At 37.1% G+C, this 23,441-nt stretch carries 19 protein-coding genes; 9 read left to right on the top strand and 10 right to left on the bottom strand.

Translation table 11 applies throughout. The features are described from left to right. Position 1 precedes the first annotated feature (1 nt). Genes pgsW through pgsB form a run of 3 tightly spaced genes read right to left on the bottom strand, consistent with a single transcriptional unit; the run spans position 2 to position 2,785 of the window. Positions 2-1,132 carry a poly-gamma-glutamate system protein gene (pgsW, locus tag EHQ16_RS03890; protein ID WP_135638825.1) on the bottom strand — a complete coding sequence of 377 codons (1,131 nt, stop codon included), beginning with the start codon at positions 1,130-1,132 and terminating at the stop codon, positions 2-4. Continuing rightward, the gene (gene pgsC / locus EHQ16_RS03885; protein WP_135636181.1) at positions 1,132-1,596 is read right to left on the bottom strand and encodes a poly-gamma-glutamate biosynthesis protein PgsC; all 465 of its coding nucleotides are present in this window, start codon (positions 1,594-1,596) and stop codon (positions 1,132-1,134) included. The genes pgsW and pgsC overlap by 1 nt, the downstream gene beginning before the upstream one ends. Then, the gene (gene pgsB, locus EHQ16_RS03880) at positions 1,589-2,785 is read right to left on the bottom strand and encodes a poly-gamma-glutamate synthase PgsB (RefSeq protein ID WP_135636183.1); all 1,197 of its coding nucleotides are present in this window, start codon (positions 2,783-2,785) and stop codon (positions 1,589-1,591) included. Before pgsB ends, pgsC begins: the two co-directional genes overlap by 8 nt. An 84-nt stretch (positions 2,786-2,869) precedes the next feature. Here pgsB and EHQ16_RS03875 point away from each other — a divergent pair, with 84 nt between their 5' ends. Beyond that, complete coding sequence (locus EHQ16_RS03875) at positions 2,870-5,266, top strand: SpoIIE family protein phosphatase (protein ID WP_135636185.1); 2,397 nt, start codon at positions 2,870-2,872, stop codon at positions 5,264-5,266. Between the two features lies 1 nt (position 5,267). Here the strand turns inward: EHQ16_RS03875 and EHQ16_RS03870 are convergent, their stop codons facing one another. From EHQ16_RS03870 to EHQ16_RS03850, 5 genes are read right to left on the bottom strand one after another with little or no spacing between them, the layout of a single operon-like run. Continuing rightward, on the bottom strand, positions 5,268-5,603 hold the full coding sequence (locus tag EHQ16_RS03870; protein ID WP_135636187.1) for an STAS domain-containing protein: 336 nt from the start codon (positions 5,601-5,603) through the stop codon (positions 5,268-5,270). A gap of 44 nt (positions 5,604-5,647) precedes the next feature. Further along, positions 5,648-7,696: a serine hydrolase domain-containing protein gene (locus tag EHQ16_RS03865; RefSeq protein ID WP_135636189.1), complete on the bottom strand. Its 2,049-nt coding sequence runs from the start codon at positions 7,694-7,696 to the stop codon at positions 5,648-5,650. Between the two features lie 7 nt (positions 7,697-7,703). Next, entirely contained in the window at positions 7,704-9,356 is a 1,653-nt protein-coding gene (gene gpmI, locus EHQ16_RS03860; RefSeq protein WP_135636191.1) for a 2,3-bisphosphoglycerate-independent phosphoglycerate mutase, read from the bottom strand. Positions 9,357-9,391: 35 nt separating this feature from the next. Continuing rightward, positions 9,392-10,672 carry a hypothetical protein gene (locus EHQ16_RS03855; RefSeq protein WP_244241919.1) on the bottom strand — a complete coding sequence of 427 codons (1,281 nt, stop codon included), beginning with the start codon at positions 10,670-10,672 and terminating at the stop codon, positions 9,392-9,394. Then, on the bottom strand, positions 10,672-12,741 hold the full coding sequence (locus EHQ16_RS03850; protein ID WP_135637289.1) for a TonB-dependent receptor: 2,070 nt from the start codon (positions 12,739-12,741) through the stop codon (positions 10,672-10,674). The genes EHQ16_RS03855 and EHQ16_RS03850 overlap by 1 nt, the downstream gene beginning before the upstream one ends. Before the next feature lie 82 nt (positions 12,742-12,823). Here EHQ16_RS03850 and EHQ16_RS03845 point away from each other — a divergent pair, with 82 nt between their 5' ends. After that, entirely contained in the window at positions 12,824-13,825 is a 1,002-nt protein-coding gene (locus tag EHQ16_RS03845) for an adenosine kinase (protein WP_167482629.1), read from the top strand. A 17-nt stretch (positions 13,826-13,842) separates the two neighbouring features. Here the strand turns inward: EHQ16_RS03845 and EHQ16_RS03840 are convergent, their stop codons facing one another. Together EHQ16_RS03840 and EHQ16_RS03835 are read right to left on the bottom strand one after the other, a co-directional pair. Continuing rightward, the gene (locus tag EHQ16_RS03840) at positions 13,843-14,238 is read right to left on the bottom strand and encodes a response regulator (RefSeq protein WP_135636193.1); all 396 of its coding nucleotides are present in this window, start codon (positions 14,236-14,238) and stop codon (positions 13,843-13,845) included. Beyond that, a complete protein-coding gene (locus EHQ16_RS03835) occupies positions 14,235-15,749 on the bottom strand; it encodes a PAS domain-containing sensor histidine kinase (protein WP_135636195.1) in 1,515 nt (504 codons plus the stop codon). The genes EHQ16_RS03840 and EHQ16_RS03835 overlap by 4 nt, the downstream gene beginning before the upstream one ends. Positions 15,750-15,781: 32 nt before the next feature. On the opposite strand from EHQ16_RS03835, the gene EHQ16_RS03830 reads away from it, so the two are divergent. Genes EHQ16_RS03830 through pheS form a run of 7 tightly spaced genes read left to right on the top strand, consistent with a single transcriptional unit; the run spans position 15,782 to position 23,413 of the window. Next, on the top strand, positions 15,782-16,711 hold the full coding sequence (locus tag EHQ16_RS03830) for an ABC transporter ATP-binding protein (RefSeq protein WP_135636197.1): 930 nt from the start codon (positions 15,782-15,784) through the stop codon (positions 16,709-16,711). Further along, a complete protein-coding gene (locus EHQ16_RS03825) occupies positions 16,708-17,439 on the top strand; it encodes an ABC transporter permease (protein WP_135586232.1) in 732 nt (243 codons plus the stop codon). Before EHQ16_RS03830 ends, EHQ16_RS03825 begins: the two co-directional genes overlap by 4 nt. Positions 17,440-17,442: 3 nt before the next feature. Beyond that, positions 17,443-19,314 carry a motility-associated ABC transporter substrate-binding family protein gene (locus tag EHQ16_RS03820; RefSeq protein ID WP_135636199.1) on the top strand — a complete coding sequence of 624 codons (1,872 nt, stop codon included), beginning with the start codon at positions 17,443-17,445 and terminating at the stop codon, positions 19,312-19,314. Then, on the top strand, positions 19,311-20,384 hold the full coding sequence (locus EHQ16_RS03815; protein WP_135636201.1) for a hypothetical protein: 1,074 nt from the start codon (positions 19,311-19,313) through the stop codon (positions 20,382-20,384). The genes EHQ16_RS03820 and EHQ16_RS03815 overlap by 4 nt, the downstream gene beginning before the upstream one ends. Position 20,385: 1 nt before the next feature. After that, positions 20,386-21,000: a hypothetical protein gene (locus EHQ16_RS03810; protein ID WP_135636203.1), complete on the top strand. Its 615-nt coding sequence runs from the start codon at positions 20,386-20,388 to the stop codon at positions 20,998-21,000. Next, positions 20,997-22,391 (top strand): UDP-N-acetylmuramate--L-alanine ligase, encoded by a 1,395-nt coding sequence (locus EHQ16_RS03805; RefSeq protein WP_135636205.1) that lies wholly within the window; start codon positions 20,997-20,999, stop codon positions 22,389-22,391. The genes EHQ16_RS03810 and EHQ16_RS03805 overlap by 4 nt, the downstream gene beginning before the upstream one ends. Continuing rightward, positions 22,388-23,413 (top strand): phenylalanine--tRNA ligase subunit alpha, encoded by a 1,026-nt coding sequence (pheS, locus tag EHQ16_RS03800; protein ID WP_135636207.1) that lies wholly within the window; start codon positions 22,388-22,390, stop codon positions 23,411-23,413. Before EHQ16_RS03805 ends, pheS begins: the two co-directional genes overlap by 4 nt. Positions 23,414-23,441: the final 28 nt, after the last annotated feature.

Below are 23,441 nucleotides of genomic sequence, written 5' to 3'. Positions count from 1 at the left end.
CTCAACGTGCCCGAAGGGATTTGGGAAGGTGTCGGTCTTCCTCATTTTCTCCCCAACCGAGCTTGGTAACACCATACAATCCCACTAGGAGAAAAAAGAAAACGGAAAGATAAAGTAAGGGACTATATTCTTCTGAATAAAATACCTTTCCTTCGCCAGGTTTGGGAACTTTTTTTGGCGTTTGGGGTAAGCCGAACTTTCTTGCTAGTGATTCTATTTGTATAAAATTGATGACGGGAATTTCTTTTTCTAAAAAGGATTTGATGACTGAATTGGGGATATGGACTTCTTCAGGTAAACCAGTGATGAGTCCATTTTTGAAGACTTGTTTCCCTAGATTGGTTCCAAGGATCGTGGTGCCACCACCAACATTCACAAAAAGTTTGATGGGTTTTCCCACTGCTAACTCTTCGTATAGTTTCATACGTTTTTCAATGGAGTCATCAAAATGAATGGGATCAAGGAGTTTGACTTGGTTTCTTTGTAACGCACGGCCAAGTAGTTCTTTTCCTTCTTTTGAAATTCCCATCGCTTTGTCTTGGATTCCTCCAAGCGACGCATAACTTGACTTAAATGAAAAAATTCCCGATTCAACAAGTTCTTTTTCCATATCCAACCAAAGCATTTGTGGGTGGTTTGCTCCAAATTGTGATGCCGAAACACTAGAGATAATGATTGGTTTTAGTTTCATTGTATCTAGGGCAGCAAATAAACAAATATTGACAGCAGGAAAAGAACCAGATACAGCCACAGCCACAGTGTCACCTTCTTCTAACTTTGCTTTTTTTAAAAGTTGGATCATAATCGCTGCAAAGTTTGGATTGATCGATGTTTGTTTTGCGGAAAGAGATCCCGTATTACTTGTAACGGGTGTTAAAAATTCACCGATGAGACCTGAATTTGTTGGATCTAATTCTTTATAATCTGGTTTTTTGTGTTTTAATAGTTCTGGTTTGAGAATTTGAAACCCACGTTCTGCCAGTTTCGCGGCATGAAGTTTCTTTTTGAAATAGGATTGTTCTTTTTTAACCTTACAAGTTTCAATCAATAACAAACCTAATATTCCTAATACCGCTAAGAGAAATAAAGCAATCCTCGAATGTTTCCACGGAGACCAATAAATTTTAGTCATCATAAAGTTTCTAACTCTGTTCCTAAAAGAAAAATAAGGAGAATTTTTACAAAAATAGAAGCAAGGATGAGTACAGAAGTTGTTTCTAATACACCTTGTCTTTCATACCAAATAGCAATGAGTCCAGGAATGATAAACCCAATCCCTCTCACTTCGGAAAGGTATGCGATATCTAAATCCGGAAGAACTTGGTAATTTAACAAATAACCGAAAAAATAACCAAATAACAGAATAAAGACGATTTTTCTTTTTCCAAAGATGAGTAAAAAATTTGATAAAATTTCTACACAAAGATAGGAAAGGAAGGCGATGAGAAAAGTAAGTGCGATGTCTTTAGGATGTTGGAATGATAAAGCTAAATAACCTGGTACAACGAGTCCCGTTCCCAGAATTCCAAATAGTTCTGAAAAAACCAAACTGACAACGAGGCTTAGCCCTATAGACAAAGGGAGAATTTCATTCATTGGTTTGTTCCGACCTGTTTTTTAAGTATAAAGATAGATCCATTCCCAGACCAACTATATTTCCAATTCCAAAAACCAAAGATTGTTTGGGCAGAATGGATAATAAGGATTCAAAAATTCCATCTAAAGTTAAATGTTCCCAAACAAATATAGGAATGTCCTTTTTGGAATAGGTTTTTAGATATTTAAAAGCAAGTGAAGTGGATGATCCAATTAAAATGACTGCATCGTATCCATCCCAGTTGGCAAATTCTTTTGTTAATTGGTGGCTCCGTTCGGGTCTGTCTTCCCTTGTATGAAACAAAATATATCTTTTGTTATACTGAGGATATCTTTGGATCACAGAAGACCAAATGAACTGTGTGCTATTTGGATCGTTGGCAGCCATCGCATTTACATATAAAAATTCTTTTCCAAAAAAATGAATGGGAGACACAGAAAGTGCCCCTGGATCTGGATTCACTTTCCACATAGCCTCAAGAGCTTTTTTACGATCCACTCCAAGTAGTTCACAAACGGTTAGCGCTAAATTTACATTTTCTTTATGTTCCCAATAAGAAAACTGACTCATCTCTTCGTCTGTAATTTTTTGCAGTGATTCTTCTTTTGTGATGATGGCGTTTGAATTTCTATCCTTACAAACTTCTTGGACTAAACTTTCAAATTCCGTGACTCCGGTAACTAGGGTTCCGTTTATTGGACAACCAGATAATAACGATTTGGCGACATCGATTAAGTTTGGTCCCATCACTTCCAGATGGTCTTCCCGGATATTAGTGATCACTCCAATGTCTGACTTTAGAATTTGTCCTTCGCTTGCCCATTGGTAACGCGGCTCCAATGCCATACATTCTAATACAACGATTTCGGCTCCAACTTGGTTCGCCTTTTTTAGAATTTTAATTTGTTCTAAAATGGATGGTTTTCCAAATCGGGTAATTGATTCTTCCGATCCGTCGGGAAAAATCATTCGAGCCATTGTCCCCGTCGTTTTTGCAAAAACGGACATCCCGGTAGCGGATAATCCTTCTCGTATGAGTCTTGTTACACTTGATTTACCCCTCGTCCCATTGACATGGATTCGGTGTTTAAACTTTTTTATCGTCCGATTGTGTAAAAAGTATTCAAATGTATAATAAAACAAAAGTATAAGGATAATTAGGAAAAAAAGGAAAGCATTTGGTTTCATCTGAAATTTTCTTGATGATACATTTCCTTCAAGGGAATGTCATTTGATTGTAACTCAAAACTGAGAAGATGCACGTAGTTTTCTATGAGCATACGTTACAAATTCTTATTAATACTGAGTGTGAGTCAAATTCTTCTTGTAATTGCTCTCACGACTAGTTTCGCCTATCTTTTACAATCGGTTAAAAATATCCCTCAGACACAACGGGCCGAGGATCTTTCGCGAAATTTCCAAAGGGAATTGGAATTTAAAGAAGAAAAACTACGTTTGTTATTAGAAGAAATTACTTTTAATTCCCAAACTCGAGGGATTTTAGAGAGGGGACTTAGCGATCGTTCTGTTTTATCAAAGGAACTACCTTATTTACAACAAATCTTAAAAAGATATGGTTTATCTATTTTTGAAATTGGAGACAACCAGGGAAAAGTTTTGTTTCGTGTGCATCGTCCCAAAGATTTTGGAGATGATAAAAAAAACCAACCGATCATTCGAAATGCTTTGAACGGGCAATCAACTGCGGCTTTAGAAGACGGACATAGTGGGCTTGGATTTCGGTTGGCAGCTCCACTTTTTGGCCGGGGGACAGTTCTCATTGGCCAAGTAGTAGATGATAATTTTACAAAAACAATTTCAAAAGACAATCGAATTCACTTAGCAATTTTTCAAGAAGGAAAAGTAAAAACAATCGGATCAGATATGATTCGTTTGGTGATGAATGAAAAACCAAATTTGTTAATGGAGGAACAAAGATTTCACTTTCAAAACAAACCATATTATATGGTGAAAATTCCGTATGTTGGAAGTTCTCAATCTGTAAAACATTTAGTATTTCATGTGATGATTGATGAAAACGAAGTAGAATCTAAAACCTGGAAAATTTGGTCTTTTTTTGTTATCGCATCATTGGTGTTGTGCGGCGTCATTTTCCTCATTTCCTTTTTGTTTTCTAGAGATATGGTCGAGGCAATCAAACTTCTCACTACTGCTATGGTAGATTTAGACCAATGGAAACCAGAAACTTTGCCAACTCATAGAAGTGATGAAATCGGACAAATGGGAAGGGTTTTTGTAGAAATGAAAGAGGAATTGGCCGAACACCAAAATCATTTAGAAGAAATGGTGGACCAACGAACAAGGGAATTAAATGAAACTTTATCGGAAATGCAAAAACTTCAAGATAAACAAGATGGAGATTATTTTTTAACGTCACTTCTGATCAAACCTTTACGAGGTTCGTTTGCTAAATCAGAAACGGTTTCGATCAAAATTTTTGAACGTCAAATGAAACAATTTAAGTTTAGAAACAAACAATCAGAGATTGGTGGAGACCTTTCTGTTTCTGACTCTATCTTTTTAATGGGTAAAAAATATACAGTATTTTTGAACGCAGATGCTATGGGTAAATCTATCCAAGGTGCAGGCGGAGCTCTTGTAATGGGAACGGTTTTTAAATCCATTATCACTCGAACACAAAAGTTACGTTATATGCAAGATAGACATCCCGAACGTTGGTTAAAGGAATGTTTTCAAGAAGTTCATAATGTTTTTATTAGTTTTGATGGTCATATGTTAATATCCGCTATATTAGGGTTAGTTGACGAGGAAACCGGAACTTTATATTATATCAATGCGGAACATCCTTGGATTGTATTATACCGAGATGGAAATTCGAGTTTTCTAGAAAATGAACACTCACTTCGAAAGATTGGTTTTACTGAGATGAGTGGTGATGAGGTGGTCATTCAAATTTATCCTCTAAGACCCGGTGATGTTCTGATTTTAGGATCGGATGGACGTGATGATTTGTTTGTCGGACAATCTGGTGGAAACAGAGTCATCAACGATGACGAAACAGTTTTTTTAAGGCATGTAACGGAAGGTGGTGGTGATCTAAATCAAATTTGTAAGGCGATGTATTTATTTGGGGATCTCACAGATGACCTAAGTTTGATGAGAATTGCTTTTTTAGAGGAAGTTGCTTACGCCGCGAAAGAATCAACGAAAACAAATGTTTATTATCAAATGTTGGGAGAAGGGATTCAATCCTATCGTGATGGTGAATGGAACAACGCTATTTTTGCTTTGGAACTTGCATTAGATTCGGAACCAGATGATCTCTATTGTTTAAGAGAGTTGTCCAAGTTGTATATGAAATCTAAGGATTATGAAAAAGCGATTGAACTTGCAAATCGTTATCTACAGTTAAATCCAGGAGACACTGACTTTTTGTTTTATATCGCTTATGCCCACAAACAAAGAAGAGACTTTGTGTTAGCCACAGATTTTGCAGAAAGACTTCGTTTTAGAGATCCGAAAAATTTTAATAACCTTTTGTTACTTGCAGAAATTTTGATGCATAGAAGGGATATTGAACGTTCTAAAGAAGTCCTTCTTTCTTTGCAAGAAATGGCACCAGAAAATCCAAAACTCCTTAAACTAAAAAACTTTTGGAAAAAAATGGTAGCAACTTCTGTAAGTTGATTTATTTGAATGAATTGATTGCTTCTTCTGTGCTTTCAAAAATTTGAATGACTGAAGAGATTTTAGAAATTCGAAAAATCTGGCGAATTGTTTTTGAAACATTAACAATTCGCAAACCACCACCTAACTCTGTCAATTTGTCGTTAAGTGACATGATGAGTCCAAATCCGGAAGAGTCAATAAAGCTGACTCCCTCTAAATCAAAGATAAACCGGTGTTCTTCTTGGGATGAAGATTCTTTAATTCGTTCTTTGAGTATACCGGCATTTAACATATCTAAGTTGCCGAATAATTTCAGAACAACAATGCCGTCGAATTTAGATTCTGTATATTCCATTGAACCGCTTTGAGAATAGCCAATTTTCGGATTTGGTCAATAGATTAATTGACGAACTTATCCCATTTTTCTTCCACTGAGATGGATCTGAGGATTCGCCAAATTAATTTAGAACCATTTTCCGAATTAGTCATAATGACCACTCCATATCCTTTTTCTGTGTTGAAAAGGGCAAGCGACTTATGTCCCTTTGTATGCCCTCCATGAAAGAAATATTCAGTTTTGCCAGTGCGGTTTAAGAAAAATCCATGGGCGACAAGGGCATGAACGGTGAGGTTTGCGGCACTCATTTTAGGAGAGAGCAGATACTCGGCAGAGTCTTTGGATAAAAAGTTTGATTTTCCTTGTTTTGCTTTTGCTACTTCATAGAATAATAATCCCACTTCTTCCGGAGTTGTCCAAAGCCCACCGGAAGAAAGTTCAGGAGTGACAAAGGATTTTTGTGGGAGTAATTTTCCCTGTTCATCGTAACCATCACAACGATCGTCTTCTGCTGTTAGATTCTGTCTAAATGTACTTCTTGTCATTTGTAAAGGTTGAAAAACAACTTCGGACATTAGGTTTTGAAATGATTTTCCGGTTCGTTCGGCTAAGATCTCTTGTACAATGCTATACCCACCACCGGAGTAACGAGATTTACTTCCCGGTTTATAATACAATTTCAAACCATTTCCTTTTGTGGTATTTGTATCCTTTAACTCTCGTAAATGTTTTTTTCCTGAATTGATCGGATCATCCCAGTTTCCTTTTTCAGTGAGTCCACTTGTGTGAGATAATAACAAATCAAGATTTACAAGTGATCGTCTTTTTCCTTTGGGAACGGACACTTTGTACTGTTTTAGTTTCCCAATCCAATTCGAATATAAATCAAGTTGGCCAGATTCAACTAATCGAAGTGTTGCGGTTGCTGTCATCGTTTTGGACAATGAACCAGCCCGAAAAAGTGTATGTTGTGTTTTTGTCCCATACATTTTTTTCCAACTCAATCCCTGGTTTCGAAAAACGGCTATCCCAAGTGAAGGAACTTTTTCCTCTTTCATTAAGTCTTCTATATATATTTCGTTAGGAAGATTGGTTCTTTTTCTAAGATTTAATTTTTTAGCATCAAAAATGATTTCGGTTAAGATTGATTTTATTGAAGATAAATCACCTTTGCTATTTCCATAGGGACTTACAATAGTGATAAAAATTCTACTTTTTAAGTCATGGTAGATAAAGTTTGAAATTCCCTTTTCTTTACCATAAGTCCAATAAAAATAATCTCCAACAAAAACACCTTCACCAAAAGCAATTGGATCTTCAGATATTGAATCCGATAAAACAGTTTTTTTGAGTAAATTGTCTCTGGATGTTTTTGAGATTAATTTTGGTTTTTTTAATTCCAAACTAAATAGAGATAAATCTTCTGGTGTCGAGTATATTCCACTATTTCCTATTAACGCTTCATTGGAATCAACGTTTGTATTTTGGAACTCGAGTGGATCAAAAACTTTTTCTTTTAAAAATTTGGAGTAGGTTGATCCAGAAACCTTTTCGATGATATAAGATAAAAAAAGATAATCAAGACGACTATATTTCCAATACTCACCTGCTGGAAAGGCTGGTTTTAACTTAGATTCTAAAAATATCCTTTTAACATCCTCTCGTTTTAAGTGATTTTTTTCTGAATCAAAATTCGGGAGAAATTCTATAATTTTTGGTAAACCAGATGTGTGATGTAATAAATGCCCAATCGTTATTTTAGGATAAGGAAACCATTTGAGATGTTTAGAGACAGGGTCAGCTAAAGAAATTTTTTTTTCTTCTTCCAACATATGAATGACAAAGGAAGTGAAAGTTTTTGTTGATTCACCTAACGGAAAATTATGTTTTTTGTATAGTTGTGAATTTTTTCTTTTTTTGCCAGGATAAATGGATTCTCTGAACAGGATATTGTCATCTTGGGAAATGAGGACTACACCTTGAAATCCTTCTTGTTTGATTCTCTTTCGAATTTTTTCTTTGGTTTCTTCTGAAAAAGAGCCAATTTCGGATTCTCCACAGTTGGTAAAAAATAAACTGAAAAGAAAAAAGATGAGAATCCGAAAGTGCATCTTTAAATTAGTCTCTGGAAATTAGACTTGGATGGTATCCTTCTGGTGCTTCAAATCCTAAAAGATCCATCATCGTTGCTGCAACATTGGCGAGACCTTTTTCTTTAATGTTTTGGTTGAGTTGGATTTTTCCAGAAGGGTCATAAAGTACAAATTGTACGGGATTGAGTGTGTGGCTCGTTTTCGGAACCGGTTTCCCTTCTTTTGAAATTTCAGCAGTACCTTTTTTGGAAAGTTGATACATTTCATCTGCATTTCCATGGTCAGCGGTGATACATAAAACAGTGTCAGTTTCATCGCAGATTTTTTTGATACGATCCAAACAAAGATCAAGATATTCTAAACTTCGAACAGTCGCATCCATATTCCCGGTATGACCTACCATATCACCGTTTGCATAATTAACTCTTAAAAAAGGAAATTTGTGGGAAGTGAGGGCAAGCACAAGATTATCAGTGATTTCTTTTGCTTTCATTTCTGGTTTCTGGTCAAAAGGAATGATGTCGGATTTTACCTCTTCGTAGGTCTCTAAAGTTTGGTTGAAGTATCCTGATCTATTTCCATTCCAAAAAAATGTGACGTGGCCATACTTTTGAGTTTCCGAGAGAGCATATTGGGCGATCCCAACATTGGCAAAATATTCGCCCATAGTGCGATCAATCGCTGGAGGAGCAACTAAGTATTGTTTGGGGATAAATAAATCTCCATCGTACTGCATCATTCCTGCAAATTCAATTTTTGGAAAACGTTTACGATTGAAGTTTGTTAAAGATTCTTCTGTAAATGCCCTAGAGATTTCAATGGCACGATCACCGCGAAAATTAAAAAACACAACGGAGTCGCCATCTTCTACTTTACCAACAGGTTTTCCATTGGAATCACCAATCACAAATCCTGGAAGGTATTGGTCTATGACAGATGGGTTTTCTGTTCGAAAAGTTTCGATGGCTTCTTTTGCAGTAGAAAAAACGCGACCTTCTCCTTCAACATGATGATTCCAGCCTTTTTCCACCATAGACCAATCAGCATCATAACGATCCATTGTGAGTTCCATTCTACCGCCACCAGAGGCAATCAAAATATCGATTCCTTTTTTTCTATAGGAATCTAAGTATTCTTCAAAAGGGTTTAAATAGTCTAACGCAGATTTTTCGGGAACATCTCTTCCATCTAACAAAATATGGAGACGGATTTTTTTAATATCTTCCTTAATTGCATGATCGATAAGTGCTTTTAAATGGTCGATATGGCTATGAACATTTCCATCGGAAAACAATCCGAGGAAATGAAAAGTGGATTGATTTGATTTACAATTGGAAACAGTTTTTTTCCAAATAGGTCCAGTAAACAAACTTCCATTCTCAATGGATTGAGATACTAATTTGGCACCTTGATCAAAAATTCTTCCCGAACCTAAAACATTATGGCCGACTTCAGAGTTGCCCATATCTTCATCACTGGGCATTCCGACAGCGGTTCCATGTGCTTTTAATAGAACTGTAGGTTGTGTTTTCCAAAGCCCTTTTAATACAGGCATTTCAGCTTTAGCAACGGCGTTTCCGTTTTCGTATCCTTTTTCTGTAAACCCAACTCCATCTAAGATGATGAGTAAAACTTGTTTGGCCAACGGGCCCTTTGGCTGTTTTTTTAGAGTTAACATAGATTAGATTCCCCTGTCTTTTTCCACTTTGAGATTTATTGAAGATTTTGCAACTGGAAGATATCGAAAGGTGTTAGTTCTACGGAACTTGGTACGGGATTCAAAAGTATATTTCCCAAATTGGAGTCGTATACATAGATTCCCGGTCGATTGAAATCGGTAGAGCCAACGAGAAGTTTTCCTTCATTTGTAAGTAATAAACCGGAAAGGCTAATGCCAACATTTCCTGGTATTTGCAAAAGGGTTCCAATTCGTTCGCCGGTTCTTGGTCGAAAGGCCTGGACAGTTTTTGTAAATCCAGAATCAAGAACAGCTGCAAAGCCCAATTCGTCATTTTTAATTTGGAAGGCGAGGATATCACCGCCTGCGGTTTCTTCTGCAAATAGACGATTGGGATGAAATTGGCGAGTGCTCAAACGAAACGCTATGATCCCCGCATCAATTTGAGAAATAAAACCAACACGTCCAACACAAGAAATTACCAAATGAGGTTCACCGAACAAATTAATTTTTTGGATTTTGGAACTTGGATTTCTGTAAGGTAGAGTGTAGACAGCTTTGATCGAATTTAGATCCATATCAATTTCTACAAGATATGAATCCGAGTTAGGTGGCAAATAACCTGATACATCATTACGATCCAATCTTTGTAACAATACGAATAAACTTGGACCATCTTGAAGCATATAGGAAGATTCAACAGAACTATCTGGAATTCCTGAGGTAGAAAAAGTTTCTCGAAGTGAAGTAAAAGAAACACCCCCTATCTTTGTTCCATTAGATCTCGAATAAATAACCAATTCATCAGAATTATACAAACTGATAAAGTATTTGTCGTTCCAAACAGAAATGTCCTGTGGATTTTTACCTTGTCCAACACTAAACTCTTGTTCGGTGATAAATCCGAGCTGAGGGTTCAAAACTTGGATACTATCACGATTCAATCGATTGACTATAAAAACTCTATCGTTTGTATATCGACCAACGGCATCTGAATGGATGGGGATGGATGTGGGAAACGTAGTAAACGAGTTTGGTTCGAATGTTTTAAACCTTCCTCCACTAGCAAAGTCAGATGTAACTACACCCACAGAAGTGGGAGAAGCCGATAAAAAAAGAAACTGAAAGAAATTGGGTTTTTCAATTTCCAATTGAGCACAATGGAAATGAATGAAAAGGATGGGAAATATACGTAATGCGTATATCCCGCGTCGGAGGTTGTATTTGTAGTTCAGATATCGTGCGGTGAATACTCGTAATGCGTATATCTCGCGTCGGAGGTTGTATTTAGCATGAAAGCTATCAGTGATGGCCATTAGAATCGGTAGCTCCCTGTAAAATAGTAACTGCGGCCAGGAAGTGGGTATCCTACCAAGTCCTCAACCCGTTTGTCTGATAGATTACGAACTTCAAACCCTAAAATCAATTCGTTTCCTGTTTCTAAGTTTTTGTAAGGTATATATTGGATGTAGAGGTTCCAAAACTGTCTGGCGGGTAAATACCCCAGATATTCATTGGTTCTGTCTCTAAAATTGGCACCTATGTATTGGTATTCCAGTCCAATTTCTCCATATTCTTTGAAGAATGCAAGCAGGGCGCTGCCTTGACTTTTGGATCGAAGTGGGAGATACTTTCCGTTTAATGCGGGAGATTCAGAATAGTTTTTTGCATCTTGGTAGGTATAATTGAAGTTAAATTTGATCCCTTTGTTCCAAATTAGGTTGTGACTTGTTTCTAAACCCCGAATGAGAGCTTGGTCTACGTTTTCAGGCCTCAAAGTAAATTGTGAATTTGGCAAAAACAAAATCATATCATAAATTCTTTTTTGGAAAATGGAAATATCAGATTGTATTTTCCAATTGTTGTTTGGTTTTGAATGGAGATAAAATCCAAAATCACCGTTTCGGCTTTGTTCTGGTTTTAATTTAGTGTTCCCAACGATACTTCCACGTTCACCAAATAACTCTAAGAAGGTGGGAATTCTGAAGTCTTTACTAATATTTGCCAGTGTTCCAAATTCTAAACTTTCTTTTTTAATCCAAACGATTTTAATTCCAAAACTTGGATTGGTGAATGCTTGTTTGACATAAAAAACATCAGTGAGTGGATCTAAAAGTTGGTTACGGACACTTGTCTCATCTTTTCCAAATCTGTCGGTGAACCGTTCAAAACGTACTTGAGGTACTAAAAAAAGTCGGTTGGAAAAAAGTCTGATTTCGTCTTGAAATGTAGCACTTAAAGTATCTCTACGTTTTTTCGGTTCTTTCCTTTCTGTTTCGTGATTGTATCTTTTTTCGTACCGAGTGAAAAATTCTTGCTCCGTTTGGAAAGAGGTTCGGAGCACTTGGTTGTATTCTAATAAATATAATGTGGGTGTGAGTTGAAATCCATATTGGTTTGTTTTTGTATATGAGTTGGGAGTTCCATAACTAAATTCAGATTTAGGATCGAAAAAATCATCCTTTGAAAAATTGCCGTAAGTCTTTGTTTCAAGAGTTAGGTTTTGTAAAAGAAATTCATTTGTTTCTGTTGTGATTGCCGAAGAGAGTTTACTAAATACTCTTTCTACGGCAACAGTTTGTCTATTTCCTGGCCCAGGTAATCCTTGTTTTCTGTGAATGTAATCATTCAAAAAATTGATTTTTGTTTTTCCATATTCAATGGAAATATTTCCGGTAAATCCTGTTTTTCTAAATTGAGCATTCCTACGTGTGTCAATAATATCATCATAAGTATTAAATAATACAGTTCCTTTGTTATTGAGATAACTAAAGTTTTGGTCTGAAGTTTCTTGGAGGGCCTGCACAAAATAAGAACCACCGGCAAATTGATCCATATGAGTAACACTGGCTTTCGCCGTTTTAAAACTTCCTCCCATCAAATTGATTCGTGTAATCGGTTTATCAATTTTTGATTTTGAAATTAGATTGATAGAACCTCCAATCGCAGAACCTGAAAATCCAGCAGGAGTCCCTGATTTATAAATTTCAATTTTTTCTAAATTATCAAATGGTAGGTCGGCTAAATTGATTTCCCCTCCCATGGAATTATTGATAGGAACACCATTCCAATAGATTTTAGTTTGGTTGGGATTGGTTCCCCGTAAAGAAAGAGTGGAGTAAGAACCAAGTCCACCATATTGCCGAACCCGAACTCCTGCTTCTCGGTTTAATACATCGGGCAAACTCGTATATCGAGTGTTTGTTGATGTTAAGTCGATTTCTTTTTGAAACCCTGTTGGGTTCTTGGAAAAATTGGAATTTTTTGACTGGTTTTCTACATTGGCTCTAATCTCAACTTCTTTTGTTTCTTTGTTTTGAGCAAGTAACGTAAGGGATGAGAAACTTAAAAAAAGTAAAATTGATAATCGGAAATAGGAAACCATGGAGCCGTATTTTCTCGGTACTTGCCAACCTGGAACAGGAAAATTGAGTGTCAATTCCCTAAAGGAAAAAAGCATTGTCCCCATGAAGCATTACGACGTATTCGGCGTGGGGAACGCCCTGGTAGATATCATTGCCTTTATTGATCCCAATTTTTTACAAAAACAAAATATCACCAAAGGTGTGATGACTCTTGTAGACGAATCCAGACAAGGGCAGATTCTTGCAGACCTTCATGATGAAAAAAAAGAACTTCGCTCTGGTGGCAGTGCTGCCAACACCATGATTGCCATTGCAAACTCAGGTGGAACATGTTGTTATACGGGTAAAGTTACCCATGATACTTACGGCGAATTTTATAAAAAAGATATGGAAGATGCAGGTGTACTTTTTGAAACCACTCCTGATAAAAATGGCCATACGGGAACTTGTGTTGTTTTGACAACTCCAGATGCTGAAAGAACCATGTTAACCAATCTTGCCATTTCTACTTCACTTGGCCCGGATGATATAGATGTAGAAAATCTTAAAAAAAGTAAATTTGTATATGTAGAAGGTTATTTGTGGGATGGAGATTCTACAAAAAAAGCAAGCGAACTTTCTATGAAAGTTGCAAAGGAAAACAATGTAAAAGTTTCTTTTACTTATAGTGATCCTTTTTGTGTGAATCGTTCTAGAGATGAATTCATCCATCTAACAAAAGAATATGTTGATGTGGTTTTTTGTAATTCTGAAGAAGGATTAGCCCTGAGTGGAGCAAAAACTGCGGAAGAAGCTGTCGAGTTTATTTCTAAACTTTGTCCTTTAGTATTTATGACTGCGGGAAAAGAGGGAGCTTATGTTTCTGAAAACGGAAAGATCACACTCGTTCCCGGTTTTCCAGTAAAACCAATTGATACAACGGGTGCAGGGGATGCTTTTGCTGCGGGAGTATTATACGGACTGACCCAAGGATATTCCGCACAAAAGTCAGCTCGTTGGGGAAACTATGTAGCTTCTCGTATTGTTTGTGAAGTGGGCCCGCGTTTGTCAGTGCGCCTTATGGGAAGACAAGACGAAATTTTGACTGGGTTTAAAGACGTTTAATAGATAAGATTAAAGTCTTAGTTTTTTTTCCAATCTTCCCAAAGGGTTTGAATTTTATCAGCAATTTCAAGAGGGGCAAAGGGTTTTTCAATCACACCAATGCCCCCTCTTTTTTGGTATTCCAAAATTTCATTTTTTAAAACCCTCGATGTGATAAAAGCAACAGGAATCTCTTTAGTTTCTGGAAAAATTTTTAATTCTTCGATGAGTTCCATTCCATTCATACCTGGCATCAGAACATCTAACAAGATTAAGTCGGGTTGAAGAATGATAGCTTTTTGTAAACCTTCTGGCCCTGTTTTTGCAAAACTCACCTGATAATTCGAATTAAACTCCAGTGCAATGCGAAGGATCTCCACAATATCTTCTTCATCCTCAACAATTAACACGTGATTTAAGGTGGATTCTGTCATTGGTCGTATCCTGAAGGAATCATTCCCGGTTTTATGATTGGAAATTCAATCGTAAAAACAGTCCCTTGGTCATCAGAAGTAAAAAATATTTTTCCTTTCATCGCTTCAACAAAACCCTTGGTGATAGAAAGTCCAAGTCCTGAACCACCAACTAATTTATCTTTCGGTGGTGCTCCTTGTGCAAATCTATGAAATAATCTTGGAGCAAAATTCGGATCAATTCCTGGGCCATTGTCTTTGATTAATATTTGTGCATGAGTGTCTGAAGGAACTACTGTAATGTACACTTCCGAAAACTTGGGAGTGTACTTCACTGCATTGGAAATTAGATTTGTAATACAATGATTTAACCTATCTTCATCTACAAAAACAGAAGTGGATGGAAAATTTTGATCATAATTTAGTAAAACATGGTATTGTTCGGCAAAGGTTCTCATTCCATCGACAGAACTTTGAAGGATTTCTTCTAAACGATAGGTTCGAAATTTGAAATTAATATTTCCTGAATCTAAAGCTTCTATATCCAATAAGTCTGTTACAAAACGTACAAGTCTTTGAGTATTTTTTCGACAGATATTCAGAAGAGATTTGGTTTGGTTGGAGAGTTCCCCCGCAACACCAGCAAGTAATAAATCGATAGATCCTTTAATGGATGTTAGTGGAGTCCGCAATTCATGGCTTACTAAACTTATAAATTCGTTTTTTAATGCTTCAGCTTTTTTTCGTTCAGTTATATTCCGAACTATCGTTAGAACATCATCTTCGCCAGTTTTTGTAAATCGGGCTTCAAAATATTTTTTTCCATCGTAATCTTCAATGGAATATTCATAAGTTTTGGTTCCACCAGTTTCTAATACTTGTTCTAAGATGGATTCAATTTCCATGAGTTTTTTGGTTGGAAATAGATTTTCAATTCTTGTGACCCGAACTTCTTTACCTTCGTGAAGGGAATCCCAACCTTTAAAATCAGGAAACTCCTTGTGATCAATCACAGATCCATCCTTACGAATTCCATATAATTTGTCGGGGAGAGAACTTAAGATTGCTTTGTTTTTGCTGAGAACTTGGCTGTAATTATCCTTGGCGTTTTTTTCGGAGGTGATTTCGGTCGCAATGAGGATGGTAAAATTTTCCTGAGGAAAAACTTGAGTCGCAAACCATCCTTTTGATTCCAAAAAGAATTCATCTGAACGAAATGGTTCTCTATTTTTAATCGCACGCGATAATTGTTTCCCAAAATCGGTTTCGTCCAGGTTCGGAAACAGATCCCAAATGTTTTGCCCTAACATCTGACTGGCGGATTTCTCCACCATACGTTCTGCCGAAGAGTTCACATAGGTATAATTTAGATCCTGATCTAAGACAAAGACGGCATTTGCACGAGTTTCCAGGATTTTGTCGAAGTATTGGGGGACAAATTTGTGCCAATTCTGTTGCAGAAGTTGCTTTGCATCAAAAAAGCTGTCTTCATCCTTGAAAAAGCTTTTGATTTTTTCCAGAAATTCATTCATAGGTGCAGGTATACGAAAACTAAACCAGAGTTATGATTCAAGTCAGCAATTTATCAAAATTTTACGGTGAAAAACGAGCCATCTCAGGGCTTAATTTCAAATTAGAAAAAGGCGAAATTGTGGGTCTTTTGGGCCTCAACGGCGCCGGAAAAACCACTACCATCCGAATCCTGACAGGGTATTTGATTCCTAGTGCGGGTGATGCTTCAATTGATGGAAAGTCTATCTTTGACTTTCCTTTGGAAGCAAAACAGAAAATCGGATACCTTCCTGAAACTCCTCCTCTCTACGAAGATATGACCATTACAGAGTATCTCCAATTTGTAGGTCGGATCAAAAAAATTGAGGGAACTAAACTTGATTCGGAAATAGAAAAGGTTCTTTCTAAAACAAACATTACGGCTGTTAAAGATAAGTTGATTGGAACTTTATCATTGGGATACCGGAAACGTGTGGGAATCGCCCAAGCCATTTTGGGAGATCCTGAAATTGTGATTATGGACGAACCAATTTCAGGACTTGATCCAAAACAAATTGTAGAAATCCGAAATCTGATTAGGAGTCTTGCGGGTGATCATACCGTTTTGATTTCCAGTCATATCTTAACTGAGATTTATAAAACTTGTGATAAGTTTTTATTTTTACACAAAGGAAGTTTGAAACAAGAACTTTCACTGGGTCGTTTGGAAGAAGAAATGAATCGACTTGCAGGATGGGAAGTTGGCCTTTCTGGAAAGGGCGCAGATGAACTTCTTAATTTTATGAAATCGGCGATAGGTGATGGTGATAGTTTGTCTGAACTAGGAACCAATAAAGAGGAAATTCAATTTTTAGTGCGAACAACAAATCCAAAACGATTCAAAGAATCTTTGTTTTCAAAAGCATTGGCTAGTGGAATTCAAATTGAATCTTTGAAAAAACAAGAAGTGTCTTTAGAACAAATTTTTATGGAGAAAATATGAACTGGCAAACGGCTGTTTGGATCTATAAAAAAGAATTACGATTATTTTTTGGAACTTATATGGGGCCTTTGGTTCTCGGGGGAACTGCGTTTCTAAATGCACTTTTCGTAATGATCCTAAACTTTAATGGAACTGCAAACTATGAAATTGCAACGTACATCACTTTCATTTCCTTTATGACAACCATTCTCATTGCTATGGTAATCATCTCTATGGGATCGATTGTAGAGGAAAGAAACAAAGGCACTTTGGAATTACTTTTTACTTCGCCCATTACCGATTTGGAAATTGTATTTGGTAAATTTTTGTTTGGTGTCACAGTTTGTGGGATCATTACGGTTTTTATCAATGGGCTTTTTCCATTGTTGTTATACTCATTTTGGAAAGCTCCGTTTTATATGGTGGCTTCTGGTAGTGTCGGCGTGTTTTTGTTAGGTGTTTTTACCTTCACGATTGGAATGTTTGGATCAAGCCTCGGTAAAAACCAAATGATTTCACTTTTGATTTCGGTTTTGATTATTTTGACACTTTGGGTGGTGGGATATTTTTCACATCTTTTCCAAGCAACAACGAGAAAGGTTCTTTTCCATTTACATATTTTTTCGCACTTTGCAGCTTTTGCTAAAGGTGTGGTTCCTTTAACAGGGATTGTATTTTTCTTAAGTGGAACTTTTTTGTTTTTATATCTTACCGTAAAGGTTCTGGAATCCAGGAGATGGAGGGGGTAGGCCATGTTTTTAACTGCAGATCGAATTTTACCGTTTATTAGTTTACTTTCACTTTTCGCCTATTTCTTGTTCGATGGGATGGTTGTAGATCCTAAAAGAAGAATTATTTTTCTAGGTGTAATTTTTTTATTTTTAGCTTCAGATACCATCCTCCGTGCTTTTTCTAAAGGATTACGTAAAGAAGACCAAAACAGATACATTGCTGCCGGATTTGGAATTGGTGCCTTTTTATTATCTGTTTTACGTGATTTTTTGGATTTAAAACCTGTAGCTGGATTTAATGAGGAAGTCAGTGCCATTCCGAAAGTAAGAGAATTTCTTTTACTTTGTGTGGTTCTTTTATCAATTGTATTCCTTCTTCAAATCATTTTACTTGAAATAGGAAAGTCATCGTTAGAAGCGCAGAGTAACCTTGCAAAATCCAAAAATTCATTATTACAAAATGCGGTTCTTGGATTTTTGTTTGTTCTTCCGATTGTTGTTGCTGTTAACTATTTTGCAATCAAACGAAACTATAATTTTGATTTGAGTAGCCAGGGGAAATTTTCTCTTTCTCAAATTTCAAGAAATCTCATCAAACCAATCACAAAAGATGTTACAATCACTGCATTTTATCCTCGTCCTTTGGAAGCGGATGGGCCAGCCAACGGTGATAAGTTGGCTGCGTTTGCTCTCACTCGAGTTCGTCCCGATATCGAAATCCTTTTAGACCAAATCAAAGCGGAAAATTCACATATCACCGTTCAATTCATTAATGCGGATGTAGAAGTGGATTTATTAAAAGAATTTGGCCAGGTTTCCAACGGAACTATTTTTGTTCGTTCGCAGAAACAATCTTTGTTATCATCGGGGACTCCTTTTGCAGAAGAGCGAGTGATTGCCAAAGAAACAAAAGATTTGGAAGATCTAGAACGTAAGTTAGTTGGGGCACTTCTCAACGTCACTACCGAGCAGAAAAAAGTTTATTTTACTGTTTCGAATGGTGAAAGATACGGAATGTCCTTTAAAGCTCTTCCTAATGAACAAGTAAACCGGTTTGTTTCTTCTTTACAGTTCCTCAACTTTAAAGTGGCGGAACTCGGATTTGCGCAAGGTTGGCCATCAAAATTGCCAGAAGATGCAGAAATGTTAGTCGTTCTTGGACCAACAGTTCCTTTTTCGAAAGAAGCAAAGGAAGAACTAACAAAATTTGTTTTGGAAAAAAATGGAAAACTTCTCATTACAATGGAACCAAAAGGGAGTGAAGATTTTTCTTGGTTACTAACAACGGCTGGTCTTAAGTTTAAATCATCTCCTCTCATTGAAAGAGAAGAAAAACCGGGGTTTGTTGTGGCAAAACGTTTTCCAGACAATAGACTCACTGATTTACTTCAGAAAAAAGATATGGGAATTTTATTCCCTTACAGTGGTTATTTGGAAACGGATGCCACCATTCCATCTCCCTATGTTTTTAAGTCAGAAACTTTATTGGAATCTGGATATGAAGCGTATACGGATGAAAACAAAAACGGGAAATTGGATCCAAACGAAAAACGTGAAAGTAAAATTCTCTCCATCGTTTTAACACCAATGTCTCTCGTAAGTGAAAAATCGGGAAAAATCATTTTACATACGGGTACGTCTTGGGTAACCGATCAGTTCATTCCGTACGCGATGAACTCACAGTTTTCCACAGTGTCCATTACGGGTTTATTCCAAGATACTGCTGTTGCAGAAATTCCACTTAAAAAAGAAGAACTAGATACAATTTCCCTTTCCGACAATCAGAAGTTAGTTGCTTGGGTGATTGGAGTGTTTTTGTTTCCTGGATTCATTCTGGCAGTGGGATCCTACTTTGTCTATGTTCGCCGAAAAAGTTCTATGATTGAAGTATGAAACAGAAAATTAGTTTAGTTGTTGTTGCATTTGTTGGTTTGTTTTTACTTTTCTACTGGATGGAAGACCATCCAGAAAATATTTCTGAAACAAATTTTTGGAAAGAAGATTGGAAATCCATGCGGTACACTCCACCTAAAGAAGATTGGTGTGGGGTTTTGGAACCAAAGTTTGCAGAAGAAACCATGGTGTTTCGTAAAATCCCTCGTGGGTGGAACTTAACTCCTGTTTATACTGTTTCCACTATAAAAGACGGCAAACAAACTTCTTATGAAGCCAACTACAATGTAAAAAATAGTTTTTCCGAACTCAGTGTTCTTAAAACGAAATTGATTGAAAAGGCCACACCTGAGATCCAAAAGTCTTATTGTTTAGGGATGAGTTCACCATCCTTGTCTTTATCAGAAGAGAATGGCTCTGAAATCGAATTTTCAAAAGACAAACAGTTGTTTTTCGGAAAAAAGATTGGAGCCGATGAAGGTCGTGTTTCTGTATTAGTGAATGAAGAGATAATTGCTCCCTACAACTATTTAATTGAAAAGTTTCGTGCGCCGACCACTAACTTTCGTGAAAAAATGTATGTTACATTTAACGAAGGTTATCTGAAGGAACTTTCTTTTTCTGGTCAGGTAGTCAATGTAAAAGCAGAAAACCGCGCCAAAAAAAACCAATACAATGTTTATGTAAATGATTGGAGCCGAACCACCGGAGAAAGGATTGTATTACCTCCAGACGTCGGAAATCAGTGGGAATCGGTGGTCAAAGGACTAAAGGTTGAGTTCTATACGGATGAGACAGGAGCCCCAGAGTTTCCTGAACTTCCCTCGACTCAAGTTCCAGAAGCAGTTTTGGATGTAACCCAATCAGAAGGAATCAAATATCGGCTTTCCTTTTACCCACTTTGGGAATCCGATTTGGGAAAATGGAGGCCGGTTCGTCGGGAATTTGTTCCTTATTTTTCTGAAACGATCACTTGGATGAAAGAGGAATCCTTCCAAAATTTGGTGAATGCTGTCATGAAAGTGAAAAGTGCTTCCCGTTACGAGCGCCCCAACCAGAAAATCCAATAAGGTGCAAAAAGTTTCTACAGTCGCATCTCGGATGGAAATGATCCGAGATTTATTCTACTCCCCTATGTCCGCTTTTGAAGCCTATTATCATAAAACGGATTTAGGTGGTCGTGATTTGTGGTTGGCCCATCTCCAACTCATCCTTCTTGCACCCGCTGCTAAGTTTCTCGGAAATTTGATCCAAATTGTTTTGTTCAAAGTTTCGACGGTAGATGAAGAAACAAAGTTAACTTACACACAAGGGATGGTTACTTTATTCTTTTTTTATTTAGGGTTTTATATTCTCGTTCGTCTTGTTGATAGTTTTCGGATGTATCACCAAATGCGTGATCGCACAAAAGATTGGGAAGGGCCAGAACCACATGTGTTTATGATTTCCTATCTTCCCTTCAGTGCCACCGCAATCTTTTGGATTTTTCCTGCACCAATCCCCTTACTTGCCTTAGGTGTTGGTTTTTTGTATTCATTACATTTAGCTTATTATTATTTATCACACCGAAGAGAATGGACTTCTTTTGATTTTTTATTTTTTCTAATGAAAGTGATTTTGTTTTTTTTGGTTCTTGTTTCAGTTCCTCTATTTATTTACAACTTGGTTAGGACGGTGCTCTTTTGAAAATCTTTATGGTAGGCATTGGTGGAATTGCTATGGGTAACTTGGCCTATATGCTAAAAAATCAAGGTCATGATGTATCAGGTTCAGACCAAAATCTTTACCCACCTATGTCTGATAAGTTGGTGGAATGGGGTTTATCACCTAAATCTGGTTATCGTAAAGAAAACGTAAAAGGTTCTGATTTAGTTATCATTGGAAATGCGATTTCACGTGGGAATCCTGAAGTAGAAGAAGTTCTAAACACGGGAATGGAATATATGAGTATGGCCCAGGCCATCGGAACATTTTTTCTGAAAAATAAAAAACCCATCGTAATTTCAGGAACTCACGGCAAAACAACCACTACATTTTTAACCCATTGGATTTTGGAATCCATTGGACTAAAACCAGGCCTCTTTGTGGGTGGGATTCGCAAAGACGGTTTCCCTGGTTTTGCACTTGGGGAAGGAGATTATTTTGTCATTGAAGGGGACGAATACGATTCTGCTTTCTTTGATAAAAGTTCTAAGTTTTTACATTACAGACCGTATTATTTGGCGATGAATGCTCTCGATTTTGATCATGCGGATATTTTTGCCGATCTAAACGCAATCAAAACCATGTTCAAACGTCTGTTAAATTTGGTTCCGAGTCGAGGAAAGGTATTCTATTGGAAAGGTTCTCGAAACCTAGTAGAGATCACCAAAGATTACAAACATGCACCAGTGGAATCGTTTGATTTGGGAGATAAAAATTCCATTTTTAAATACGAAAAAGGTATTTTGTCTGAAATCCGAACCAAAACAAAACTAAAACCATCTTTAATTGGGTCACATAATTATCGTAATGTGGAAGTTGCCACTCGTATTTGTTTAGAGATTGCTCCGCAAAAAAGAAAAGAAATTTTAGAAGCAGTGGAGTCATTCCCTGGTGTCAAACGACGACAAGAAAACCTTTTTGTTTCTGAAAGAAGTCTTCTTGTGGAAGACTTTGCCCACCATCCCGTGGCCATCCAAGAAACCATAAAGGCTCACAAAGAAGCTTACCCTGGATACAAAATCATTTCACTTTTTGAACCAAGAAGTGCTACCTCACACAGAAATGTATTCCAAGACGATTTTGCTAAATGTTTTAAAGGAAGTGACGTGAGCATTGTTACCGAAGTGTTTCAGGTAGACAAAGTAAACAAATCCCTGCGATTGAATGTCAAAAAACTAGTAAAAGACATCGCAAAGAATACAAAGAAAGAAACTTTGTATGCGAAAGATCCAAAAGAAATTCCTATCCTTCTAAAAAAGATTCTGCCAAAATTCCAAAAGGAAAAAGTAATCATCCTTGCGATGTCTAATGGTGCCTTTGGTGGAATTTATCCTGAATTAAAATCATTAATTGAATCAAGAGAATCTGTATGAGCCTATCCCAAGAAATCGAAGTTTTAGTCAAAGAGGCGGAATCTGTTTTATCTTCTGCCACATCCGAACAAGATCTAGATTCTCTCAAAAACCAATTCATTGGTAAAAAAGGAAAACTCACTTCTGTTTTAAAGGGTCTAGCCTCCCTTTCCGTAGAAGAGAAAAAAACAGTGGGGAAACAAGCAAACGAAGCACAAAGTCGGCTTGAAAGTTTTGTAGAAACAAAACGTTCTTCCTTAAAAGAAAGTTTTTATGAGAACCAATTGGGCCAAGAATTCTTTGATAGTTTGCGTCCAGTCGCTTCTAAAGAAAGAGGGAGTCTCCATCCTATTTCTCAAATCCAATATGAAATCGAAGATATTTTTACTTCCATGGGTTTTTCCGTGATGGATGGGCCCGAAGTAGAAACCGATGAAAACAATTTTGGTGCCCTTAATTTTACCGAAGACCATCCGGCACGTGATATGCAAGATACGTTTTATACGGCAGATGGAAACTTACTCAGAACTCATACTTCCGCCATCCAGGTGCGTGCCCTTCGCAAATTAAAACCGCCGTTTCGGATCATTGCGCCAGGTCGTGTGTTTCGATATGAAGAGGTGGATGCCTCCCACGAAAATACTTTTTACCAAGTAGAGGGTATGGTGGTTGGCGAAAACATTTCTGTGGCTCATTTGATTTATACGATGGAAACACTACTTTCTCGTGTGTTCCGAAAAGAAATCAAAACCAGACTCCGCCCCGGATACTTTCCATTTGTGGAACCCGGTTTTGAACTTGATATCAACTGTTTGGTTTGTAGTGGAGATGGTTGCAGTGTGTGTAAACATTCCGGTTGGTTGGAGTTACTGCCTTGTGGTTTAGTCCATCCCAATGTATTGGAAGCGGCAGGACTTGATTCTAAAAAATGGACAGGGTTTGCCTTTGGTCTCGGCCTTGATCGTCTTGTGATGATGCGTTACGGAATTCATGACATCCGGTATTTCCAATCCGGGAATTTAAGATTTCTGAAACAGTTTTAAGTTTTAGTTAGGCGATAGGTGGCAGGAA

The sequence above is a fragment of the Leptospira kanakyensis genome (assembly GCF_004769235.1).
GTDB classification, from domain to species: Bacteria; Spirochaetota; Leptospiria; order Leptospirales; family Leptospiraceae; genus Leptospira_A; species Leptospira_A kanakyensis.
Note: the sequence above shows the minus strand (reverse complement) of the source record. Positions and strands in the feature narration are given on the sequence as shown.

Excerpts from the sequence above, each read along its gene's own strand:
- pgsW (WP_135638825.1), bottom strand. The coding sequence starts at position 1,132 with ATGACTAAAATTTATTGGTCTCCGTGGAAACATTCGAGGATTGCTTTA.
- pgsC (WP_135636181.1), bottom strand. The coding sequence starts at position 1,596 with ATGAATGAAATTCTCCCTTTGTCTATAGGGCTAAGCCTCGTTGTCAGT.
- pgsB (WP_135636183.1), bottom strand. The coding sequence starts at position 2,785 with ATGAAACCAAATGCTTTCCTTTTTTTCCTAATTATCCTTATACTTTTG.
- EHQ16_RS03875 (WP_135636185.1), top strand. The coding sequence starts at position 2,870 with ATGAGCATACGTTACAAATTCTTATTAATACTGAGTGTGAGTCAAATT.
- EHQ16_RS03870 (WP_135636187.1), bottom strand. The coding sequence starts at position 5,603 with ATGGAATATACAGAATCTAAATTCGACGGCATTGTTGTTCTGAAATTA.
- EHQ16_RS03865 (WP_135636189.1), bottom strand. The coding sequence starts at position 7,696 with ATGCACTTTCGGATTCTCATCTTTTTTCTTTTCAGTTTATTTTTTACC.
- gpmI (WP_135636191.1), bottom strand. The coding sequence starts at position 9,356 with ATGTTAACTCTAAAAAAACAGCCAAAGGGCCCGTTGGCCAAACAAGTT.
- EHQ16_RS03855 (WP_244241919.1), bottom strand. The coding sequence starts at position 10,672 with ATGGCCATCACTGATAGCTTTCATGCTAAATACAACCTCCGACGCGAG.
- EHQ16_RS03850 (WP_135637289.1), bottom strand. The coding sequence starts at position 12,741 with ATGGTTTCCTATTTCCGATTATCAATTTTACTTTTTTTAAGTTTCTCA.
- EHQ16_RS03845 (WP_167482629.1), top strand. The coding sequence starts at position 12,824 with ATGAAGCATTACGACGTATTCGGCGTGGGGAACGCCCTGGTAGATATC.
- EHQ16_RS03840 (WP_135636193.1), bottom strand. The coding sequence starts at position 14,238 with ATGACAGAATCCACCTTAAATCACGTGTTAATTGTTGAGGATGAAGAA.
- EHQ16_RS03835 (WP_135636195.1), bottom strand. The coding sequence starts at position 15,749 with ATGAATGAATTTCTGGAAAAAATCAAAAGCTTTTTCAAGGATGAAGAC.
- EHQ16_RS03830 (WP_135636197.1), top strand. The coding sequence starts at position 15,782 with ATGATTCAAGTCAGCAATTTATCAAAATTTTACGGTGAAAAACGAGCC.
- EHQ16_RS03825 (WP_135586232.1), top strand. The coding sequence starts at position 16,708 with ATGAACTGGCAAACGGCTGTTTGGATCTATAAAAAAGAATTACGATTA.
- EHQ16_RS03820 (WP_135636199.1), top strand. The coding sequence starts at position 17,443 with ATGTTTTTAACTGCAGATCGAATTTTACCGTTTATTAGTTTACTTTCA.
- EHQ16_RS03815 (WP_135636201.1), top strand. The coding sequence starts at position 19,311 with ATGAAACAGAAAATTAGTTTAGTTGTTGTTGCATTTGTTGGTTTGTTT.
- pheS (WP_135636207.1), top strand. The coding sequence starts at position 22,388 with ATGAGCCTATCCCAAGAAATCGAAGTTTTAGTCAAAGAGGCGGAATCT.